We start from the raw sequence: 21,288 nt of genomic DNA on the forward strand, positions 1-21,288 counted from the left end.
GATCATGCGCTGCCTCAAACGCTACGTCGCCCGCGACGTCTTCCACGCCCTCACCAGGCAAAACACCCGCGCAACGACTCCTGATCAACCGCTAAGAGCCGCTGCTTGACATCCGTAAGAGCATCCCTCCCGCCGGCGCCCTCCCGCCGGCGCCCTCCCGCCGGGACTCTCCCGCCGGCGCCCTCCGCCGGGACTCTCGCCCGGACCGGCCCGCCGATACGCCGACCCGGCGACCGCACGACGGTCGCCGGGTCGCTCGCGTTCGCGGGTCGCCCGTTGTCGCCGGGTCGCTCGCTCGGACCGCTCCCATTCGACAGGGCTCACTTTCTGACGTGTCGTTGATGTGTCGGAAGGTGGCACCTGCCCCGAGAAGGAGGGTTCCGTGCGGTCTGAGCGGTATGACTACGAGGCCTACAGTCGCCTCGCCGGCCCGCTCACCGAGCCTGGGCCCGGGTACCGGGTGCGGTACCGGAGTCTGCTCGGGCAGGAGCCCCACCGAATACGCGCCACCCTGCTGATGACGCTGGCGCCGACGCTGTCGTTGGTGCTGCTGCTGTGGCTGGTGTGGCCCAGCCACTGGACGGAGCGCGGCTACGCCCCGCTCTGGCTGCTCGTCGCCGACGCGGTGATGCTGGGCTGCATCGCGCTGATCGAGCTGTTCCGGCTGGCCAACGTCGTCTCCGTCGCGCACGCCACGATGGTGGCCAGGGACCCGGTCCCGGTACTGCCCGAGGCCGGCACCCGGGTCGCGTTCCTGACCACCTTCGTGCCGGGCAAGGAGCCGCTCGCCATGGTGCGGGCGACGCTGGAGGGCGCCGTCCGGCTGCGGCACAGCGGCCCGATGGACGTGTGGCTGCTGGACGAGGGCGACGCCCCCGAGGCGCGGGAACTCTGCGCCGAGCTGGGCGTCCACCACTTCACCCGGCGCGGCGTTCCGCACTGGAACCAGCCCAGCGGGCCGCACCGTTCGCGAACCAAGCACGGCAACTACAACGCCTGGCTCGACGCGCACGGCGAGGACTACGACTACTTCGCCTCGGTCGACACCGACCACGTTCCGCTGCCCGGCTTCCTGGAGCGGATGCTGGGGTACTTCCGCGACCCCGACGTGGCCTTCGTCGTCGGCCCGCAGGTCTACGGCAACTACGACGGGCCGGTCACCAAGGCCGCCGAGAGCCAGCAGTTCCTCTTCCACGCGCTGATCCAGCGCGCGGGAAACCGCTACCGCTCGCCGATGTTCGTCGGCACCAACAACGCGGTGCGGATCGCCGCGCTGCGCTCGATCGGCGGGCTGTGCGACTCGGTCACCGAGGACATGGCCACCGGCTTCGAGCTGCACCGCACCGTCAACCCGGACACCGGCAACCGCTGGCGTTCCGTCTACACCCCCGACGTGCTGGCGGTGGGCGAGGGGCCGTCCTCCTGGACCGACTTCTTCAGCCAGCAGCTGCGCTGGTCACGCGGCACCTACGAGACGCTGCTGCGTCAGTACGGGCGCGGCCCGGGCCGGCACCGGCCGGGCAGCCTGCTCAACTACTCGCTGATGCTGGCCTTCTACCCGATGGCGGCGATCACCTGGACGCTGGGCGTGCTGGGCTGCGTGCTCTACCTGACGCTGGGCGCCTCCGGCACCCAGGTGTCGTCCTCGGTGTGGCTGATGCTCTACAGCGACGTGGCGGCGCTCCAGATCGGCCTCTACGTCTGGAACCGGCGGCACAACGTCTCGCCGCACGAGCCCGAGGGCTCATCCGGCACGGCGGGGATGCTGATGTCGGCGCTCTCCGCGCCGGTCTACGCCCGTTCGCTGCTGGACGCGGCGCTGCGCCGCACCTCCACCTTCGTGGTCACGCCCAAGGGCGGCGAGGCCAGCCCCGACCGGCCGGCGACGTTCCGCTGGCACCTGGGCTGGGCCGGGGCGCTGACCGCCGCGCTGCTGGTCTCCGTGGCGCTGGGCCACACCCATGTGGCCATGCGCACCTGGGCGTTGATCGCGCTGGCGGTCGCCCTGGCGCCGCCGGCCATCTGGGCGTGGACCAGCCGCGAGCCGCTGCGCCGCACCTCGGGACGGCACCGGGCCACCGGGCCCTGGGCCCGCCTGGGCACCGTCCGTCTGCCGGCCGAGCCGGAGCCCGCCCCCGAGAGCCCGACCGACCCCGGCGGTGAACGACCGCCCCGACGCCCCGTGGGAGCCGACGCATGAGCCGTGCACGACGCCGTCACCCCTACCGCCCCGGCCGCCGGCTGCGGAAGCTGGCCCTCGGCAGCGGGGTCACCCTGCTGCTGGTCGGCCTGAACGCCCCGGCCGCCGTGAGCTTCGCCCAGCAGCAGCTCCACGAGTACCGGATATCCCGCCCCGCCTACCAGGCGAGGTACGGCTCCTGGGACGTGGTGGACGTGCCCGAGGAGTACCGCACCAACGCCATCCACGCGGCGCTGCTGCACACCGGCAAGGTGCTGCTGATCGCCGGCTCCGGCAACAACGAGGACCAGTTCGACGCCGGGACCTTCGACAGCGTCCTGTGGGACCCGAAGGACAACACCTTCGAGAAGGTGCCGACCCCCGACGACCTGTTCTGCGCCGGGCACGCCCAACTCCCGGACGGCAAGCTGCTGGTGGCCGGCGGCACCCTGCGCTACGAGGTGCTCGGCGACGCGGTCACCCACGCCGGCGGCCCGATGCTGATCAAGAACGAGGACCCCGACCAGAGCCGCGAGTTCCCCGAGGGCACCCGGCTGCGCGGCCCCAACGGGCAGCTCTACGAGACGACCAACGCGATCACCGTCCCCGCCGCGGACAAGCAGGAGCGGGAGAGCGGGGACGGGGAGGACGGCGAGGAGGAGATCACCATCACGGCGGGCGAGGAGCGGGTCTTCGTCAGCGCCGTGGAGGAGGGCGAACAGGGCGTCGTGGAGGAGCCCGGCCAGTACGAGATCCTGGGCCTTGAGGGCGAGGACGCCCGTAACCTCTACGGCCTGGCCGCCGAACTCACCCTGGACGACCAGGACTTCCAGGGCATCGACGTGGCCTACGAGTTCGACCCGGTGGCCGAGCGCTATGTGCCCGTCGACCCGATGGCCGAGGCCCGCTGGTACCCGACGCTGACCACCCTCCCCGACGGGCGGGTGCTGACCGTCTCCGGGCTCGACGAGGTGGGGGAGGTGGTGCCCGGGATCAACGAGATCTACGACCCGAAGACCAAGACCTGGTCCGAGGCGCCCGACCGCTACTTCCCGACCTACCCGGCGCTCTTCCTCACCGAGGGCGGCAAGATCTTCTACACCGGCTCCAACGCCGGCTACGGACCCGCCGACGAGGGCCGGGTCCCGGGCATCTGGGACCTGGAGGACAACTCCTTCGAGGAGGTCGGCGGCCTCTCCGACCCGGACCAACTGGAGACCTCCGCCTCGCTGTTGCTGCCGCCGGCCCAGGACCAGCGGTTCATGGTGCTCGGCGGGGGCGGCGTCGGCGAGTCCGCCAAGTCCACCGAGCGGACCGCCATCATCGACCTCACCGAGGAGGACCCCACCTACCGCGAGGGCCCGAGCCTGCCGCAGGGCACCCGCTACCTCAGCAGCGTGCTGATGCCCGACGACACCGTCTTCACCTCCGGCGGCTCCACCGACTACCGGGGGCGCGGCCACAGCGACGTGCTGCGGGCGCAGTTCTACGACCCGGCGAAGGACGCCTTCGTGCCGGCGGCCGACCCCACCGTGGGCCGCAACTACCACTCCGAGGCGCTGCTGCTGCCCGACGGGCGGGTGGCGACCTTCGGCTCGGACCCGCTCTACGGCGACAAGGACAACACCAGGGCCGGCGAGTTCGAGAAGCGCATCGAGGTCTACACCCCGCCCTACCTCTTCGACGGCCGCGAGGAGACCCGGCCGGTGCTGGACGACGGGCCGAAGAGCGCCACGCTCGGCGAGACCGTCACCTTCGGGACCGGGGACGCCGACCGGATCGCCACCGCCCGGCTGATGCGGCCCAGCGCCGTCACCCACACCACGGACGTGGAGCAGCGCTCCCTCCAGCTGGAGCTGGAACGCGCCGACGGCGAGGTGCGGTTGACCCTGCCCGAGGACCCCTCCCTGGCGCCGCCCGGCTGGTACATGGTCTTCGTCACCGACGAGGAGGGCACCCCGTCCGAGGCGAAGTGGATCAAGGTCGGGCCCTGAGCCCGCCGAGCCCCCCACCGCCGCTCACTCCCGGGCGCGCTCGGCCAGGGCCAGCGCGTACTCCGGCCACCAGCGGCCGGGCTCGGGTCCGCCCCGGCACTCGCCGTCGGACTCGCCCGGCCGCTTCACCCACAGATAGGCGTCGACCAGCTCGTCCCCCGTGTCGGTCGTGGGCGGCGTGCCCAGGGCGCGGCCCGGTGGGTTGCACCAGCGCTCGTCGCCGCCCTCCTCCCAGGGGCCGTTGCCGTTGCGGCTGGTGTCGATGACGAAGTGCGCCCCGTCCAGCAGCCCGGACAGCTCCCGGCCGTAGGCCGTGCTGGCGTCCGTGGTCTGGAAGTTGGAGACGTTGAGCGCGAAGCCGTCCGCGCGCTCCACGCCGGAGCCGCGCAGCGCCTCCGCCAGCCGGCCGACGTCGGTGACCCAGTCCGGGTTCCCCGCGTCGAGATAGACCCGGGTGCCCGGCTGCTCCCTGAGCCGGTCCACCGCGTCGGAGAGCAGCGCGTACCGGTCCTCGACATACATGGGCGCGGTGCAGCCGTCGAGGGTGTGCGGAACGGCGTCCGGCTCCAGGACGACGACGGCCTCCGCGTCGCCGATGGCGGAGGCGAAGGAGTCGATCCACTCCCGGTAGGCGCCGTCGCTGGCCGCGCCGCCCTCGGAGTACTGGCCGCAGTCGCGGTGCGGGATGTTGTAGGCGACGAGCAGTGCGGTGCGGCCCTCGGCGGTGGCGGCCTCGGTGATCCGCCGCACCTGCGGCCCCGGGTCCTCCTCGCCCGGCGGCCAGTGGGACAGCGGCCGGTCGGCGATCCGGCGCAGGACGTCGGCGTCCTCGGCCCGCCCCGACTCCTCCCACTGGCGCACCTGTTGGGCGGCGGGGGAGTCGGGATCGACCCAGAACTCCGACGAGTCCTCGGCGAGCGGGGCGCTCGACTCGCCCTCGCTCCCCGGTCCTGAGGGATCGGCGCTGCCGGAGGAGCAGCCCAGGGCGAGCAGGGCGAGGAGCAGGGAGAGGATCGGGAAGAGGCGATTCAGGGCCAACGGGAGGGGCCGGCCGGGCCGGCGGCGCGGTGCGGTGGTGGGGCTGGACATGTGCGTCATGGTGCCACGAGGGTCTGACAATCCGTGGTCGCGCGATCACGGAAGGCGCCCAATGGTGCCGCCGGTTGTGGCCGCCCGCTCGCCCCGGGTCACCGACCTGGGGCGATTCACCACAACGGCCGCACACCGCCCCGGCGTGCCGGGTAGGGTCGCTCCCGTGTCCAAGCCGCTCAGCCTCCCGTTCGACCCCATCGCGCGCGCCGACGACCTGTGGAAGCAGCGATGGGGCTCCGTCCCGTCCATGGCCGCGATCACCTCGATCATGCGGGCCCACCAGATCCTGCTCGCCGAGGTCGACGCCGTGGTCAAGCCGCACGGCCTGACGTTCGCCCGCTACGAGGCGCTGGTGCTGCTCACCTTCAGCCGGGCCGGCGAGCTGCCGATGTCCAAGATCGGTGAACGGCTGATGGTCCATCCCACCTCCGTCACCAACACCGTGGACCGGTTGGTGCGTTCGGGCCTGGTCACCAAGCGGCCCAACCCCAACGACGGCCGGGGCACGCTGGCCTCCATCACCGAGCGCGGGCGCGAGGTCTGCGACGCGGCGACCCGGGACCTGATGGCCGCCGACTTCGGCCTGGGCGCCTACGACGACGAGGAGTGCCGGGAGATCTTCGCCATGCTGCGCCCGCTGCGCGTGGCGGCCCGCGACTTCGAGGTCCCGGGCGAGGTCCCGGGGGGCGAGGGCCAGCGCCGACCCCGGGGACGCCCCGCGCGCGGAACGACCGGAATGACCCGATAGGCTCGCCCGCATGAAGCGGAGTGTGCTCACCCGGTACCGGGTCATGGCCTATGTCACTGCGGTGATGCTGCTGGTCCTCGGCACCTGCATGGTCTTCAAGTACGGCTTCGACACCGGCGAGGGCCTGACCCTCGTGGTGTCCCAGGTGCACGGCCTGCTCTACATCATCTATCTGGTCTTCGCCTTCGACCTGGGGCAGAAGGCCCGCTGGCCGTTCGGCAGGCTGCTGTGGGTGCTGGTCGCCGGCTCCATCCCGTTCGCCGCGTTCTTCGTCGAGCCCCGCGTCACCGCCGAGGTGGAGCCGCTGGTGGAGCGCGACGACGACGAGGGCGTCGGGGCCGGGGCCGAGGAGACGGCCCGCGCCTGAGCGGCGCCACCCCCGGCCGGCGGTGACCGGTCGGGGCGCGTCCTTGGACAGATAGTTGGACGTCCAAGTAAATTGGCGGTATGGACGCTGACGCCATCGAAGCGGGCCGCCGACGCTGGCAGGCCCGGTACGACGCGGCCCACACCAGGGACGCCGACTTCACCACGCTCTCCGGAGACCCCGTCGAGCCCGTCTACGGCCCCGCGCCCGGGGACAGCTACGCCGGCTTCGAACGGATCGGCTGGCCCGGGGAGTTCCCGTTCACCCGGGGGCTGCACCCCACCGGGTACCGGGGCAGGACATGGACCATCCGCCAGTTCGCCGGCTTCGGCAACGCCGAGCAGACCAACGAGCGCTACCGCACCATCCTCCGCAACGGTGGCGGCGGGCTCTCCGTCGCCTTCGACATGCCGACGCTGATGGGCCGCGACTCCGACGATCCCAAGGCCCTGGGCGAGGTCGGCCACTGCGGCGTCGCCATCGACTCGGCCGCCGACATGGAGATCCTCTTCCGGGACATCCCGCTGGGCGAGGTCACCACCTCGATGACCATCTCGGGCCCGGCCGTGCCCGTCTTCTGCATGTACCTGGTCGCGGCCGAACGGCAGGGCGTCGCGATCGAGACGCTCAACGGCACGCTCCAGACCGACATCTTCAAGGAGTACATCGCGCAGAAGGAGTGGCTCTTCCCGCCCGAGCCGCATCTGCGGCTGATCGGCGACCTGATGGAGTTCACCGCCGCCCGCATCCCCGCCTACAAGCCGCTTTCCGTCTCCGGCTACCACATCAGGGAGGCCGGGGCGACGGCCGCGCAGGAGCTGGCGTACACCCTCGCCGACGGCTTCGCCTACGTGGAGCTGGGCCTCAGCCGGGGGCTCTCGGTGGACGAGGTGGCGCGCGGCCTGTCGTTCTTCTTCGACGCGCACATCGACTTCTTCGAGGAGATCGCCAAGTTCCGCGCCGCGCGCCGGATCTGGGCCCGCTGGATGCGGGACGTCTACGGCGCCACCAACGAACGCGCCCAGTGGCTCCGCTTCCACACCCAGACCGCCGGCGTCTCGCTGACCGCCCAGCAGCCGTACAACAACGTGGTCCGCACCGCCGTCGAGGCGCTCTCGGCCGTGCTGGGCGGCACCAACTCCCTGCACACCAACGCCCTCGACGAGACCCTCGCGCTTCCCAGCGAACGGGCCGCCGAGATCGCGCTGCGCACCCAGCAGGTGCTGATGGAGGAGACCGGGATCACCTCCGTCGCCGACCCGCTGGGCGGCTCCTGGTACGTGGAGCGGCTGACCGACCGGATCGAGGCCGACGCGGAACGGATCTTCGAGGAGATCGCCGAACGCGGCCGGCGCGCGCTGGCCACCTCGGGCGCGGCCGACCACCCGATCGGGCCGATCACCTCCGGGCTGCTCAGCGGGATCGAGGACGGCTGGTTCACCGGGCAGATCGCGGAGTCCGCGTTCCAGTACCAACAGGCGCTGGAGAAGGGCGACAAGCGGGTGGTCGGCGTCAACTGCCACACCCCGTCCGTGACCGACGAGCTGGAGATCCTGCGGGTCAGCCACGAGGTGGAACGCGAGCAGGTCCGCGTCCTCGCCGCGCGGCGCGCGACCCGCGACGACGCGGGGGTGCGCTCGGCGCTGGCCGAGCTGGTGCGGGTGGCGCGGGGCGAGGGCGACACCATCGCGCCGATGCTCGCGGCGGTGCGCGCCGAGGCGACACTGGGCGAGATCTGCGACGCGCTGCGCGAGGTGTGGGGCGGCTACACGGAACCGGCGGGCTTCTGACGAGGCCCTGCCCTGCCGGACGGGTTTCGGGGAGCCGCAGCGCCGCTGAGCCGCGCTGCGCGCGGCGAGTTGGGCCCGGCCGGGCGGGCGGCGCGGGTGCCGTCGCACGGAACCGTGCCCGGACGGAGCTTGCGGTGCGGTGAGTTGGTGCGGCGTCCCCGCGCGGGCGTCGGGTGCTGCCGCCGCGCGGGAGCGCCCCGGTCGGGTGCGTGTGGAGGCTCGGCGACGGGCGGTGTCGCGGCGGGGCGTTGGGTACGTCGGGCCGACCGGCGTCCGGAATCCGTCCGTTCGGCCCGGGCCACGCCGCCGCTTCGCGGCACAGCGGGTCCCGCGACACGCGGTGCCGCCTGGCCGCCGGGCCCTCCCCGAAGGCCGCCCGGCCAGGGCCTCGTTCCCGAACGCTCGCCGGAGGGGGGAGACTGGTGCCATGCAGCCACGCAACATGTCCATGAGCGGAGCCGTCGATCTCTCCGCGGTCAAGGCCGCGGCCGAGGCCAAGCAGAAGGCCGAGCAGGCCCGCGCTCAGCGGGCGGCCCAGCCGGAGGCGCAGGCGGCGGCCGTCTCCCTGGTGATCGACGTCGACGAGGCGACCTTCGAGCAGGAGGTGGTTCAGCGCAGCGCCGAGGTTCCGGTCGTCATCGACTTCTGGGCCGAGTGGTGTGGGCCGTGTAAGCAGCTCAGCCCGGTGCTGGAGCGGCTCACCGAGGAGTACGCGGGGAGGTTCGTCCTCGCCAAGATCGATGTCGACGCCAACCAGCGGCTCTTCCAGCAGTTCGGGGTGCAGGGCATCCCGGCGATCTTCGCGGTGATCGCGGGGCAGGCCCTGCCGCTCTTCCAGGGCGTGGCCCCCGAGCCCCAGGTGCGGCAGGTGTTGGACCAGTTGATCCAGGCCGCCGAGGAGCGTTTCGGCATCGTGGGCCAGCCCGTCGACCCGGAGGCGGCAGCGGCGGCCAGGGCGGCGGCGCCCGTGGAGCCGCCGGCGGACCCGGCGTTGGCGCACGCGCACGCGGCGCTGGACGCGGGCGACCTGAACGGCGCGATCCAGGCGTACGAGAACATCCTCGCCTCCGAGCCGGGCAACACCGAGGCCGCCCTCGGGCTCGGCCAGGCGAAGCTGCTGGCGCGGGTCCAGGGGACCTCGGCCGAGCAGGCGCGGAAGGACGCGGCCGAGCGGCCCGAGGACGTCGCGGCCCAACTGGCCGTCGCCGACCTGGACCTGGTGGGCGGCCATGTCGAGGACGCCTTCAGCCGGTTGATCTCCACCGTGCGGCGCACGGCGGGCGACGACCGGGACGCCGCCCGGGTGCGCCTGTTGGAACTCTTCGACGTGGTGGGGCCCGACGACCCCCGGGTGGTCGCCGCGCGCTCCGCGCTGGCCCGGGTGCTCTTCTGAGCTGAACCCGACTCATCCGACCGACGGCGGCCGCGTTTTACCAAAACTTGGTAAATGTGACCGCCGTCACATAGGGTGTGGACTCCCGGAAGGGCGGGGGTAATTGGGGGGTGTTGAGGCACCTATGGGTGCTTTCTGGCCCGACACCCTCCGTGGATGAACGGTCGCGATCCTCCCCGGTCTGCCATATCTCCATTACTGGCAAGTAACGAACCTCTTGTGTCCTGCCGTGAGATAGACCACGATCGGCGGGGCCGACTCGGCCACGCGTCGGCCGTGGTGTGTGACCCACCGCCCCCGCGGCGGGTGTCGTGCCGCGCAACCGAAGGCCGTCTCCCGGCGGCCAGTGGCTGTCACCGGAGCGCTGCTGCCGGGGACAACGCACCTCTCCCCTCCGGAGTTCCCGGGCGGTACACGCATCGACCGCCGGGTCCGAGGGAGATGTTCGTCCGAGAAGGAGGAAGTCATGGAGTCACAGGCTCGCGGCGGCACCAGATGGCGGCGTTTCGGTCTGGTCATGGTGCCGAGCGTGGCCGCTACCGCTGCGATAGGCGTCGCCCTCTCCCAGGGGGCACTCGCCGCCTCGTTCGCCGTGTCGGGGCAGCAGTTCAAGGTCAGCGTCGACCGGTTGGACGGTGAGGGCTTCGTTCAGTACGGGGCCATGGTCACCCCGGCCGGCGGGGAGGAACGGCCGGTCGCGGTCTCCGCGTTCGACCACGCCACCATCAACAACCTGTGCCAGTCGGTGGTGTTGCCCGTCCCGTTCTTCGGCGACGTCACCGTGAAGATCGGCGCCGGTTCCGACCCGGACAACCCGGTCGAGGCGGACAACCTCTTCATCGACCTGGAGCAGTTGAACGCGGACGCCACCTTCACCAACATCGACATCGGCGTCGCGGCCGACCAGACGACCAAGGGTCCCACGCCCGAGGCCGGGGTCCTGCCCGGGTCGTTCGCGCAGCAGTCCGACCGCGCGGTGCTGAACGACGTGCGCCAGACCGCCTGGGCGACCTCGGCCGGCACCTTCAAGCTCAGCGATCTGAGCCTGTCCCTGCACCGGGGCGCGAACGAGTGCTTCTGACGGTCTGAACCGCTCCTGGGGCAGGGCGGAGGGCCTGTCTCTGCCCCGGAGGGGCACCGCCGTATCGTGCGTCCCGTCACTGAACCGCGCCAAGGGGAGTACGTGCCGTGAGCACCAACATCGATGTCGCACCCACCGAGTCGCTCGTCACCCGGGGGCGGCTGGCCTTCCGCCGCTTCCGGTGGGGACGGCCGTTCTGGGCCGGGTTGTTCACCATCGTCGCCGGGCTGCCCATCGCCTATCTCCCTTACGCCAACCTGACGTTGGGGCAGCTGACCATTCGGATGGCCACCACGGCTGGCGCGGGTTCGCTGGTGATCGGCATCCTGCTGGTGGTGTTGGGGCTGACGATCTGGTTCCAGCCGCAGGTGCGCATATTCGCCGGCGTGGCCGCCATCCTGCTGTCGCTGGTCTCGCTGGTCGTGTCCAACTTCGGCGGATTTCTGGTGGGTTTCGTCTTCGGCATGGTGGGCGGCGGCATGAGCATCGCCTGGATGCCGGGCGAGCCCGTGGCCTCGACGACGGACGAGGCGGACACCGCTGACCGGGAGCCTCCGGTCCTGACGCCCGGCACGGGCAGCGCGCTGGCCTCCTTCGACGGCCCGGCGCCGGCCCACGGGGATGAACCGGGGAAGGGAAACCCACGTGCCGACTGAAGACATATCCGCCGCCGAGGGCGAGGCGGCGGCCCGGCTCGCCGCCTCGCGGCGGTCCCTGCTGCGCCGGCTGCACATGCCGGTCGGCAAGGCGATAGCCCTCGCCGCGATGCCCTCGGCCGCGCTGCTGGGCATGGGGTTCACCTCGCCGCTGGCCAAGGCCGACCCCCAGCCGGAGAACCCGTTCGCCGGGGAGGCGTGCGTGGAGATGCCGGACGAGCCGCCGGCCGAGGAGATCGAGGAGACCGAGGAGACCGGCGAGGCCGAGGAGCCCTCGGAGGACGAGGGGTCCGAGCCGGCGGAGACGCCGGCGGACGAGGCGAGTGAGGAGCCGCCCGTCGCCGAGGAACCGGCCGAGCCGCCCGCCGACGAGGCGCCGGTAGCGCCGCCCGAGGAAGACCCCGCGCCGGAGGAGCCCGCCGAGCCCGCCGAGCCGCCGGCCGACGAGGAGCCCCAACGGCCCAACCCCTGGGACCCGTTGGGCCTGGGCGAGGGCCTCGCCGAACTGGGCGAGGGCGTCTGGGACCTGCTGACCCCGGGCGAGCGCGCCGAGTACGAGCAGGCGCGGCGCGAGGCCGAGGAGGAGGCCGAGCGGGAGCGGCAGGCCGAGGCCGAGGCGGAGGCCGAACGCGAGGCCGCCGCCCGGGCCGAGGAGGAGGCGGAACGGCAGCGCCGCGCGGAGGAGCAGGCGGCGGCCGAGGAGGCCGAGCGGCAGCGGCAGGCGGAGGCGGAGGCCGAACGCGAGGCCGCCGCCCGGGAGGAGGCGGAGGCGGCGGAGCGCGAGGCCGAGGAGGCGGCCGAGGCGGAGCGGCAGCGCCGCGAGGAGGAGAACGAGGAGGCCGGCGCGACCGAGGACGGCCAGGAGATCGACGCGGACGCGATCCCCGGCGCCGGCGAGCCGTTCCCCTGCCCCGAGGAGCTGCGCGTCCCGGGCGAGGACGAGCAGACCGCGTTCACCCTGCCCGACGACTCCTGGTACCTGGACGCCACCTATCTGACCCTGCGCGGCCTGAGCTACCACGGCGTGGTCAACGTGACGACGGCCAGCGGCAACGTCAAACAGGTGCTCAAGTTCACCGCCGACAAGCTGGACATCGGCGACCTGCACCAGATCGTCGACGCGCCCGGCGGCGTCCGCTACCACGTGGCGACCGCGCCCGGCTCCAACTCGACGTTCCGGAACGGCACGGTGACCATGTACACCGAGCGCCTGGAGGGCAACCTCTTCGGGGTGATACCGGTGGTCTTCGACGCCGAGCACCAGCCGCCGCTCGACCTGCCGATCGCCCACTTCACCGACGTCTTCGTCACCCAGGCCGGGCAGTTCGGCGGCACCCTCTCCATGCGGGGGATGCACTCCTACACCACCGCCGACGGCCCCACCGTTCCCTGAGCCCCCGAGAACCGCGACTCCCCGTCCCCACACGGCACATCCCCGTCGGCCCGCACCACGGGCCGACGGGGATGTGCCGCGTCGTGGGTCTCAGGCGCCGCCGTGGCCACCCAGGTGGTGGACGCGGACCATGTTGGTGGTGCCGGGCACGCCGGGGGGCGAGCCGGCCGTGATGATCATGGTGTCGCCGGTCTCGTAGCGGTTGAGCCGGGACAGCTCCGCGTCGCACAGCTCGACCATCTCGTCGGTGTGGTTGACCAGCGGAACGACGAAGGTCTCCACGCCCCAGCTGAGCGTCAGCTGGTTGCGGGTCGATGCCTCGGTGGTGAAGGCGAGGATCGGCTGCACCGCCCGATAGCGGGACAGGCGGCGGGCGGTGTCGCCCGACTTGGTGAACGCGATCAGCGCCCGCGCGTCCAGGAAGTCCGCCATCTCGGCCGCCGCCCTGGCCACCGAACCGCCCTGGGTGCGCGGCTTCTTGCCGGCGACCAGCGGCGCCAGGCCGCGCGAGAGCAGCTCGTCCTCGGCGGCCACCACGATCTTCGACATGGTCTTGACGGTCTCGATCGGATAGCGCCCGACCGAGGACTCCGCCGAGAGCATCACCGCGTCCGCGCCGTCCAGGATCGCGTTGGCCACGTCGGACGCCTCGGCGCGCGTCGGGCGGGAGTTGGTGATCATCGACTCCATCATCTGGGTCGCCACGATCACCGGCTTGGCGTTGCGGCGACACAGCTCGATCAGCCGCTTCTGGACCATGGGCACCTGCTCCAGCGGGTACTCCACGGCCAGGTCGCCCCGGGCCACCATCACCCCGTCGAAGGCGGCGACGACCTCCGCCATGTTCTCCACGGCCTGCGGCTTCTCGACCTTGGCGATCACCGGGACCCGGCGGCCCACCCGGTCCATCACCCGGTGCACGTCCCGCACGTCGTCCGCGTTGCGCACGAAGGACAGCGCCACCATGTCGGCGCCGAGGCGGAGCGCGAACTCCAGGTCCTCGACGTCCTTGCCGGAGAGGGCCGGCACGTTGACCGCGACGCCGGGCAGGTTGATGCCCTTGTGGTCGGAGATCACGCCGCCCTCGATCACGATGGTGCGCACCCTCGGGCCGTCCACCTCCAGCACCTGGAGGGAGACGTTGCCGTCGTTGATCAGGATCGTCTCGCCCTTGGCCACGTCGCCGGGCAGGCCCTTGTAGGTGGTGCCGCAGATCGAGCGGTCGCCGGGGACGTCCTCGGTGGTGATCGTGAACTCGTCGCCGCGCCGCAGCTCGACGGGTCCGTCCGCGAAGGTCTCCAGGCGGATCTTGGGGCCCTGGAGGTCGGCCAGCACCCCGATCGGGCGGCCCGTCTCCTCGCTGGCCTTGCGGAGTCGGTGGTACCGCTCCTCGTGCTCCTCGTGGCTGCCGTGGCTGAAGTTGAAGCGGGCCACGTTCATACCGGCGTCGATGAGGGCCTTCAGATTCTCGAAGGAGTCGACGGCGGGGCCCAGAGTGCAGACGATTTTGGAGCGGCGCATGGAAGCGATCCTATCGTTTTGTTCCATGGTGGAATAATTTGCGGGCTCAGATTAGCGGAGGTCAGGCGTTGACCAGGGCGAATGCCTGGGTGGCGATCTCCAGTTCCTCGTCCGTGGGCACCACGGCGACGGCAACCCGAGCGTACTCCGGCGAGATCAGGCGGGGGCCGCGATCGGCGGCGGTGTTCAGCCGTTCGTCGACGGCGAGCCCCAGCGCGTCAAGGCCGGCGACCGCCGCCGTTCGCACCCGCGTCGCGTTCTCCCCGACGCCGGCCGTGAACGCCACCGCGTCCACCCGGCCCAACACCGCGAAGTAGGCGCCCAGATACGACCGCAGCCGGTGGATGTACACGTCGAACGCCAGCCGCGCCCGCTCGTCCCCGGCGTCCATCCGCCGCACCACCTCCCGCATGTCGTTGTCGCCGCACAACCCCCGCAGCCCGGAATGGGAGTTGAGCAGCTCGTCGATCTCGGCCACCGACATCCCGGCGACCCGGGACAGGTGGAAGACCACCGCCGGATCGATGTCCCCCGAGCGGGTGCCCATCACCAGACCCTGAAGCGGCGTCAGCCCCATCGAGGTGTCCACGCACCGCCCGCCGGCCACCGCCGCCGCCGAGGCGCCGTTGCCCAGGTGAAGGGTGATCACGTTCACCTCCTCGGGCCGCCGGCCCAGCAGCTCGGCGGTGCGGCGGGAGACGAAGGCGTGCGAGGTGCCGTGGAAGCCGTAGCGGCGGACGCGGTGCTCGGCCGCGACCTCCGCGTCGATCGCGTAACAGGCCGCGTGGTCCGGGATGGTGGTGTGGAACGCGGTGTCGAAGACCGCCACCTGCGGCACGTCCGGGTTGATGGCGAGGGCGGTGCGGATGCCGGCCAGGTTGGCCGGATTGTGCAGCGGGGCCAACGGCACCAGCCGCTCGATCTCCGCCAGTACCCGCTCGTCCACCACGGTCGGCTCGGTGAACGTCCGCCCGCCGTGCACCACCCGGTGGCCGACCGCCGCCAGCCCGGGGGAGTCCAGGCCGAGCCCGTCGGCGGCCAGCTCATCGCCGGCCGCGCGCAGCGCCGCCGCGTGGTCGGGCAGCGGCAGCTCGCGTTCCCTCCGCTCGCCCTCGGCCGGGGTGTGGACCAGCCGGCCGGGGCCCTCCTCGCCGATCCGCTCCACCAGGCCGGTGGCCAGCCGACGCCCCTCGGGCATGTCCAACAGCTGGTACTTGAGCGAGGAGGAACCGGAGTTGAGCACCAGCACCTGGGTGGCGTTCACGTTGCCGAGGCGTCCTTTCGGGTCCTGGCGGCGGCCTCCTGGGCCTGGACGGCGGTGATCGCCACCGTGTTGACGATGTCCTGCACCAGCGCGCCCCGGGAGAGGTCGTTGACCGGCTTGCGCAGCCCCTGGAGCACCGGGCCCACCGCGACCGCGCCGGCGGAGCGCTGCACCGCCTTGTAGGTGGCGTTGCCCGTGTTCAGGTCGGGGAAGACCAGCACCGTGGCCTGGCCGGCGACCTCCGAGTCGGGCAGCTTGGTCGCCGCCACGGACGGCTCGACCGCCGCGTCGTACTGGATCGGCCCCTCCACCAGCAGGTCGGGGCGGGCGGCGCGGACCAGCTCGGTGGCCTCCCGCACCTTGTCCACGTCGGGGCCCGAGCCCGAGGTGCCCGTCGAGTAGGAGAGCATCGCCACCCGGGGCGTCACCCCGAACTCGGCCGCCGTGTGCGCCGACTGGATCGCGATGTCCGCCAGCTGGGCCGCGTTCGGGTCCGGGTTGACCGCGCAGTCCCCGTAGACCAGCACCCGGTCGGCCAGGCACATGAAGAAGACCGAGGAGACGATCGCCGCGTCCGGCTTGGTGCGGATCACCTCGAACGCCGGCCTGATCGTGGCCGCCGTGGAGTGCGCCGCGCCCGAGACCATCCCGTCGGCCAGGCCCTCGCGCACCATCAGCGTCCCGAAGTACGAGACGTCCGAGACCACGTCGAACGCCAGCTCCTCGCTGACGCCCCGGTGCGCCCGCAGCCGCGCGTAGATCTCGGCGAACCGCTCCCGCAGCGGCGAGGTCACCGGGTCGACCACCCGCGCCACCGGGCCCGCGCCATCGGACGCCTCGTCGGCGCCCAACAGGGCGAGATCCAGGCCCAGTTCGGCCGCCCGGCGGCGCACGCCCGCCTCCTCGCCCAGCAGCGTCAGATCGCACACCCCGCGCCGCAGCAGCACCTCGGCGGCGCGCAGCACCCGTTCCTCGGTGCCCTCGGGCAGCACCACATGGCGGCGGTCGGTGCGCGCCCGCTCGATCAGGCCGTGCTCGAACATCATCGGCGTCACCCGGTCCCCGCGCGCCACCGACAGCCGCTCGGCCAGCCCCGCCGTGTCCACATGGGTCTCGAAGAGGCCGAGCGCCAGCTCAGCCTTGCGCGGGGTCGCCGCCGTCAGCTGGCCCTCGAGGCCGGACAGCTCCGTCGCGGTCGCGAACGAGCCGGCCGCGACCGACAGCACCGGCGTCCCCGGCGAGAGCCGAGCGGCCAGCCGCAGCGTCGCCTCGTCCGGCCGGTCGCCCAGCGTCAGCAGCACGCCGGCGATCGGCGGCGAGCCGGCCGAGTGCGCCGCCAGCGCGCCCACCAGCAGGTCGGCCCGGTCGCCCGGGGTGATCACCAGGCAGCCCTCGGTCAGCGCGGCGAGGAACGTCGGCAGCGTCGCCCCGCCGAAGACGTAGTCCCGCACGTCCCTGGCCAGGCCCGCGTGGTCGCCCAGCACCACCTCGGCGCCCAGCGCCCTGGTGACCTGCGCCACCGTGGGCGCGGCCAGCGTCGGGTCCTCGGGCAGCACGGAGAACGGCACCGGCAGGTGGCCGGCCAGCGCCTCCACCGTGGCGGGGACCTCGGCGGCCGGCACCCGGTTGGCGATCATCGCCAGCACGTCACAGCCGAGCGCGGCGAACGCGTTGTGCGCGTTGCGCACCTCGGCCGCCGTCGCCTCGCCGTCCTGCTCGACGCCGGCGACGACGGGCAGCAGGGGGGCGCCGAACTCGTTGGCCAGCCGCGCGTTGAGCGTCAGCTCGGCCGGCAGCTGGGTGTCCGCGTAGTCGGTGCCCAGCACCAGGACCACCTCGTAGGCGTCGGCCACCCGGTGGTAGCCGCGCACCAGCTCGGTGACCAGCTCGTCCATCCCGCGCTCGGCCAGCAGCGCGGACGCCCGCTGGTAGCCCATGCCGACGATCTCGTCGGCGGGCTGGCCCAGCCGGTAGCGGGCGCGGAGCAGCTCCACCACCTGGTCGGCGCGGCCCTCGTGGGCGAGCGGCCGGAAGAGCCCGACCCGGTCGACGGTCCGCGTCAACAGCTCCATGACGCCCAGCTCCACTAGCTGCCGGCCGTCACCCCGGCCGATGCCGGTCACATACACGCTGCCTGGCACAGGTCCCCTCCCGCTCCTTGTCGCTTTGACCGTAACCCGGTCAGGAACGGACGCGCGCGCCGGGCCCTCGGGCGGTGTCACGCCGCGCCCTCGGGCGGTGCTCGTCGAGCGTTGGTCCGGGGTTCGGCCGGCGTTGGTCGGTGGCCAGCCTCTCGTGAAACAATCCCGACGGCCCCGAAGGCGAGGCCGGTCACCCTCACCACCCAACCAGCGTCAAGCGAGGAAAGAGCGGTCCAAAATGCGCATCGGAGTTCTCACTGCGGGCGGCGACTGCCCTGGTCTCAACGCGGTGATCCGGTCGGTTGTGCACCGTGCCGTGGTGGATCGCCAGGACCAGGTGATCGGATTCGAGGACGGGTTCAAGGGCCTGCTCGAAGGTCGCTACCGCACGCTCGACATCAACGAGGTCAGCGGCATCCTGGCCAGGGGCGGCACCATCCTGGGCTCCAGCCGGCTGGAGCGCGCCCGGCTGCGGGAGGCGTGTGACAACGCCGAGCAGTTCCGGCACAAGCTCAGCCTGGACGCCCTGATCCCGATCGGCGGCGAGGGCACCCTGACAGCGGCCAAGATGCTGGCCGACGCCGGCATCCCCGTGGTGGGGGTTCCCAAGACCATCGACAACGACATCTCCGCCACCGACCGTACGTTCGGGTTCGACACCGCCGTCGGCGTGGCCACCGAGGCGATCGACCGGCTGAAGACCACCGCCGAGTCCCACCAGCGCGTGATGGTCGTCGAGGTCATGGGGCGGCACGCCGGGTGGATCGCGCTGGAGGCCGGGATGGCCGGCGGCGCCCACGGCATCTGCGTCCCGGAGCGGCCCTTCGAGGTCGACGCGATGTGCAAGATGATCGAGTCCCGCTTCGAGCGCGGCAAGAAGTTCGCCGTGATCTGCGTCGCCGAGGGCGCCCGGCCGGCCGAGGGCTCGATGCCCTATGAGCGCGGCGAGATCGACCCCTACGGGCACGAGCGGTTCACCGGCATCGGGACCCGGCTCGCCGCCGAGCTGGAGCAGCGGCTCGGCAAGGAGGCCCGGCCCGTGATCCTGGGCCACATCCAGCGCGGCGGCACGCCCACCGCGTACGACCGGGTGCTGGCCACCCGCTTCGGCTGGCACGCGGTGGAGGCCGCGCACCGGGGCGAGTTCGGCATGATGACGGCGCTGCGCGGCACGGACATCGTGATGACCCCGCTGGCCGACGCGACCGCCGAGCTGAAGCGCGTCCCGCAGAACCGGATGGACGAGACCGAGGCCGTCTTCTGACCCGAGGCGGAGTCCGTGCGGCGGGCCGATGGCATCGCACGGGTGTGACACCGAGAACGTGCCAAAAACCGGGAGTTGCCACTCCTTGGCACATCCCGGTTTTCGGCAAGTTTGCCGAGGGCGGCCGTGTGCCGTGCCATCATCGGGGGCATGGACACCAGCGTGCGCGCGGAGGCCGACCTGCTGGAGCAGGGGCGTTCCTCCCTGGCGCGGCTTCTCGGCCCCGGGTGGCAGGTGTCCCTGCGGCACGACGAGTCCGACGGCGCCGACCGGCACGCGGACGCCCTGTTCCACGTCACCTCGCCCGACGGCTCCTCGGCACGACTGGTGGTCGACGTGCGTCGGCGGGCCACCCCTCGGGTCGCGGCGGATGTCCTGCGGCCGATGGCCTCGCTCGTCCGGCGGGTGAACCAGCTCACCGGGCTCCTGGTGATCTCGCCCTGGATCAGCCCCCCGACCCGGGAGGCCCTCCGGGCCGGCGGCATCGACTATCTGGACCTGCCGGCAACGTCTCGCTCCGCGTGAGCAGCCCCGCCATCGTGATCCACACCGAGGGAGCCGACCGGGCGCCGGCCGAACATCGAGTCCCCGCCAGAGGACCGCTGTTGAAGGGCCCCAGGGCGGGCAGGCTGGTGCGGCTGCTGGCCGACGTGACCCCTCCCTACCGGGCCACCGGCCTGGCCAAGGCCACCGGGCTGAGTCACCCGTGTGTCTCCCGGCTGCTCGACGCGCTGGAGGACCAGCTGTTGATCAGGCGGGACGGCAAGGTCGTCGTCTCCGTGGACTGGCCGAAGCTGCTGAGGGCACGGGCCGATCAGACGGACCTGCTCCGTGCCACCCGCCCCATGGGCGTGATCGCGCCCAACGGAGTGCGAGCCGTGCTCGACGAGCTGGCCGGGACCACCGGAGGCGGCGAACGGGACGTCCTGATCACCGGGTCCTACGCGGCCAGGGCCCTGGCCCCGGTCGCGGTCGGCGGGCGACTCACGCTCTATGTCGCGGGGCCCCCGAGTCCCGCGACGACCTGGCGGACGAACCCGGGCTGATCCCGGCCTCCGAGGGGGCGGACGTCCTGCTGCTGAACGCCCCCGACCGTGGCGTGTGGCAGCGCCCCTGGGAACAGGACGGCCTACGTTACGTCGGCCCGAGCCAACTGGTGTTGGACTGCCTCGCCGGGCCGGGGCGGATGCCGGCGGAGGGGGAGACAGTGCTGGGGTTCATGGCCAGGGACGAGAGCGCATGGCGCGAAAGTGATCTTTCCCGCTCGGAGGAGTCCATCCTGCTCTAGAAGGTAGGCATCGGGGGCACAGCGGGAGGGGACCCATGTCGCGTACACCGCCGGGCGTCGACGCCGACGAACTGAACGAGGCCGCGCGCCGCGTGCTGCTCGACGCGCTCACCGCCCTCCGGGAGCACCGCGAGGCGCTGACCGTCGTCGGCGCCCAGGCCGTCTACCTGCGCACGACGGGGGGCGCCGCGCTCAGAAGCGCCGCGTACACCTCCGACGGGGACATCAGCATCGATCCCCAACGGCTCGGCGCGGAACCTCTGTCGGAGGAGGCCATGCGCGCCGCGGGCTTCTCCCTGCGGCCGGACCACGAGGGCCGCCCACAGCCCGGTCTCTGGGAGCGCGACGAGACGGTGGGCGGCCGCCGGATCAGGCGCCTGAGGCCCTGCCCCCGCCGCTCCGGCGGTCAGCCCGCCAGGTCCGAGGGGTCCGTGTTCGCGCCGCAGAGCACCACGCAGACCTCGCCGTCCGGCGGCGGCTTCGGCGCTCCGGCCAGGGCGGTGGCCGCCGCGTGTTCCACGGCGATCCTGTGGTCGTGCCACAGCCGGCGCCGGGTCGCGACGATCTCCTCGTCGGGCACCAACACCGAGCGCACATGCGGCTGTTGGGCCCACCACAGCGCGTCGGCCGAGACCCGGCGGGCGCCCAGGGAGTCGGCCGCGACCGAGGCCACGGGCACGTCCACCACCCGCCCGGCGGCCAGCGCCGCGTGCAACGCCCGGCAGTGCTCGGGCTCCACGGCCACCACGTCCAGGCCGTGCTCGGCGGCCGCCGCCGCGACGCCCGCCAGCAGCCCGCCGCCGCCCACCGCGACCACCACCGTGGTCACCGAGGGCCGGGCGGCGACGATCTCGTCCACCAGCGTCCCGGCGCCGGCCGCCACCAGCGGCTGGTCGTAGGCGTGCGAGGCCAACGCGCCCCGCTCCGCGACAAACGCGGCGCACGCCCGCTCCGCCTCCGCGTACTCCGCGCCGACCTGCCGCACCTCGGCGCCCAGCGCCCGCAGCCGCGCCACCTTGACCGGCGGCGCGGTGGTCGGCGTGAACACCGTCGCCGGCACGCCCTCGCGCGCCGCCGCCCACGCGGCGGCCAGGCCCGCGTTGCCGCCGGAGGCGAT

At 72.6% G+C, this 21,288-nt stretch carries 16 protein-coding genes and 1 pseudogene; 12 read left to right on the forward strand and 5 right to left on the reverse strand.

Features of this window, described 5'->3' with window-relative positions:
* Positions 1 to 382: 382 nt before the first annotated feature.
* Both EBN88_RS18985 and glxA read left to right on the forward strand, forming a co-directional pair.
* Positions 383 to 2,200: a glycosyltransferase family 2 protein gene (locus EBN88_RS18985; protein ID WP_122185103.1), complete on the forward strand. Its 1,818-nt coding sequence runs from the start codon at positions 383 to 385 to the stop codon at positions 2,198 to 2,200.
* Positions 2,197 to 4,173: a radical copper oxidase GlxA gene (gene glxA / locus EBN88_RS18990; RefSeq protein ID WP_122185104.1), complete on the forward strand. Its 1,977-nt coding sequence runs from the start codon at positions 2,197 to 2,199 to the stop codon at positions 4,171 to 4,173. The genes EBN88_RS18985 and glxA overlap by 4 nt, the downstream gene beginning before the upstream one ends.
* 24 nt (positions 4,174 to 4,197) lie before the next feature.
* Here the strand turns inward: glxA and EBN88_RS18995 are convergent, their stop codons facing one another.
* Positions 4,198 to 5,262 (reverse strand): glycoside hydrolase family 6 protein, encoded by a 1,065-nt coding sequence (locus EBN88_RS18995; protein ID WP_122185105.1) that lies wholly within the window; start codon positions 5,260 to 5,262, stop codon positions 4,198 to 4,200.
* Positions 5,263 to 5,428: 166 nt separating this feature from the next.
* Between EBN88_RS18995 and EBN88_RS19000 the strand changes: the two are divergent.
* The 7 genes and pseudogenes from EBN88_RS19000 to EBN88_RS30640 all read left to right on the forward strand — a co-directional run.
* Positions 5,429 to 5,929, forward strand: a pseudogene (locus tag EBN88_RS19000) (MarR family winged helix-turn-helix transcriptional regulator); the annotation flags it as partial.
* A gap of 94 nt (positions 5,930 to 6,023) precedes the next feature.
* A complete protein-coding gene (locus tag EBN88_RS19005) occupies positions 6,024 to 6,380 on the forward strand; it encodes a DUF3817 domain-containing protein (protein WP_122185106.1) in 357 nt (118 codons plus the stop codon).
* Between the two features lie 80 nt (positions 6,381 to 6,460).
* The gene (locus EBN88_RS19010; RefSeq protein ID WP_122185107.1) at positions 6,461 to 8,170 is read left to right on the forward strand and encodes an acyl-CoA mutase large subunit family protein; all 1,710 of its coding nucleotides are present in this window, start codon (positions 6,461 to 6,463) and stop codon (positions 8,168 to 8,170) included.
* A 427-nt stretch (positions 8,171 to 8,597) separates the two neighbouring features.
* Positions 8,598 to 9,563, forward strand: a complete 966-nt coding sequence (locus tag EBN88_RS19015; protein WP_122185108.1) for a tetratricopeptide repeat protein — start codon at positions 8,598 to 8,600, stop codon at positions 9,561 to 9,563.
* Between the two features lie 466 nt (positions 9,564 to 10,029).
* Positions 10,030 to 10,644 (forward strand): DUF6230 family protein, encoded by a 615-nt coding sequence (locus EBN88_RS19020; RefSeq protein WP_122185109.1) that lies wholly within the window; start codon positions 10,030 to 10,032, stop codon positions 10,642 to 10,644.
* A 107-nt stretch (positions 10,645 to 10,751) separates the two neighbouring features.
* Positions 10,752 to 11,300, forward strand: coding sequence for a DUF6114 domain-containing protein (locus tag EBN88_RS19025; RefSeq protein WP_233580787.1), 549 nt, complete (start codon positions 10,752 to 10,754; stop codon positions 11,298 to 11,300).
* On the forward strand, positions 11,290 to 12,693 hold the full coding sequence (locus EBN88_RS30640; RefSeq protein WP_158621439.1) for a hypothetical protein: 1,404 nt from the start codon (positions 11,290 to 11,292) through the stop codon (positions 12,691 to 12,693). Before EBN88_RS19025 ends, EBN88_RS30640 begins: the two co-directional genes overlap by 11 nt.
* Positions 12,694 to 12,783: 90 nt before the next feature.
* Here EBN88_RS30640 and pyk read toward each other — a convergent pair whose 3' ends face one another.
* The 3 genes from pyk to pta all read right to left on the reverse strand — a co-directional run bounded on the left by pyk (position 12,784) and on the right by pta (position 17,619).
* Positions 12,784 to 14,214 (reverse strand): pyruvate kinase, encoded by a 1,431-nt coding sequence (pyk, locus tag EBN88_RS19040; protein ID WP_122185111.1) that lies wholly within the window; start codon positions 14,212 to 14,214, stop codon positions 12,784 to 12,786.
* 61 nt (positions 14,215 to 14,275) lie between these two features.
* A complete protein-coding gene (locus EBN88_RS19045; protein ID WP_122185112.1) occupies positions 14,276 to 15,478 on the reverse strand; it encodes an acetate kinase in 1,203 nt (400 codons plus the stop codon).
* Complete coding sequence (gene pta, locus EBN88_RS19050) at positions 15,475 to 17,619, reverse strand: phosphate acetyltransferase (RefSeq protein WP_122185113.1); 2,145 nt, start codon at positions 17,617 to 17,619, stop codon at positions 15,475 to 15,477. Before pta ends, EBN88_RS19045 begins: the two co-directional genes overlap by 4 nt.
* 238 nt (positions 17,620 to 17,857) lie before the next feature.
* On the opposite strand from pta, the gene EBN88_RS19055 reads away from it, so the two are divergent.
* The 3 genes from EBN88_RS19055 to EBN88_RS19065 all read left to right on the forward strand — a co-directional run bounded on the left by EBN88_RS19055 (position 17,858) and on the right by EBN88_RS19065 (position 19,929).
* Positions 17,858 to 18,883 carry an ATP-dependent 6-phosphofructokinase gene (locus EBN88_RS19055; RefSeq protein WP_122185114.1) on the forward strand — a complete coding sequence of 342 codons (1,026 nt, stop codon included), beginning with the start codon at positions 17,858 to 17,860 and terminating at the stop codon, positions 18,881 to 18,883.
* Positions 18,884 to 19,033: 150 nt separating this feature from the next.
* Positions 19,034 to 19,408 carry a hypothetical protein gene (locus EBN88_RS19060; RefSeq protein ID WP_122185115.1) on the forward strand — a complete coding sequence of 125 codons (375 nt, stop codon included), beginning with the start codon at positions 19,034 to 19,036 and terminating at the stop codon, positions 19,406 to 19,408.
* Positions 19,405 to 19,929 (forward strand): helix-turn-helix domain-containing protein, encoded by a 525-nt coding sequence (locus EBN88_RS19065; protein WP_122185116.1) that lies wholly within the window; start codon positions 19,405 to 19,407, stop codon positions 19,927 to 19,929. The genes EBN88_RS19060 and EBN88_RS19065 overlap by 4 nt, the downstream gene beginning before the upstream one ends.
* 648 nt (positions 19,930 to 20,577) lie before the next feature.
* On the opposite strand, the gene EBN88_RS19075 is transcribed toward EBN88_RS19065, so the two are convergent.
* On the reverse strand, positions 20,578 to 21,288 hold a 711-nt coding region (locus EBN88_RS19075), incomplete at its 5' end, for a pyridoxal-phosphate dependent enzyme (protein WP_122185118.1).

The sequence above is a fragment of the Streptomyces triticirhizae genome (assembly GCF_003696235.1).
Taxonomy (GTDB): Bacteria; Actinomycetota; Actinomycetes; order Streptomycetales; family Streptomycetaceae; genus Streptomyces; species Streptomyces triticirhizae.

What these genes read in the sequence shown, in the direction of transcription:
- glxA (WP_122185104.1), top strand. Translation starts at nt 2,197, where the DNA reads ATGAGCCGTGCACGACGCCGTCACCCCTACCGCCCCGGCCGCCGGCTG.
- EBN88_RS18995 (WP_122185105.1), bottom strand. Translation starts at nt 5,262, where the DNA reads ATGTCCAGCCCCACCACCGCACCGCGCCGCCGGCCCGGCCGGCCCCTC.
- EBN88_RS19005 (WP_122185106.1), top strand. Translation starts at nt 6,024, where the DNA reads ATGAAGCGGAGTGTGCTCACCCGGTACCGGGTCATGGCCTATGTCACT.
- EBN88_RS19010 (WP_122185107.1), top strand. Translation starts at nt 6,461, where the DNA reads ATGGACGCTGACGCCATCGAAGCGGGCCGCCGACGCTGGCAGGCCCGG.
- EBN88_RS19015 (WP_122185108.1), top strand. Translation starts at nt 8,598, where the DNA reads ATGCAGCCACGCAACATGTCCATGAGCGGAGCCGTCGATCTCTCCGCG.
- EBN88_RS19020 (WP_122185109.1), top strand. Translation starts at nt 10,030, where the DNA reads ATGGAGTCACAGGCTCGCGGCGGCACCAGATGGCGGCGTTTCGGTCTG.
- pyk (WP_122185111.1), bottom strand. Translation starts at nt 14,214, where the DNA reads ATGCGCCGCTCCAAAATCGTCTGCACTCTGGGCCCCGCCGTCGACTCC.
- EBN88_RS19055 (WP_122185114.1), top strand. Translation starts at nt 17,858, where the DNA reads ATGCGCATCGGAGTTCTCACTGCGGGCGGCGACTGCCCTGGTCTCAAC.
- EBN88_RS19060 (WP_122185115.1), top strand. Translation starts at nt 19,034, where the DNA reads ATGGACACCAGCGTGCGCGCGGAGGCCGACCTGCTGGAGCAGGGGCGT.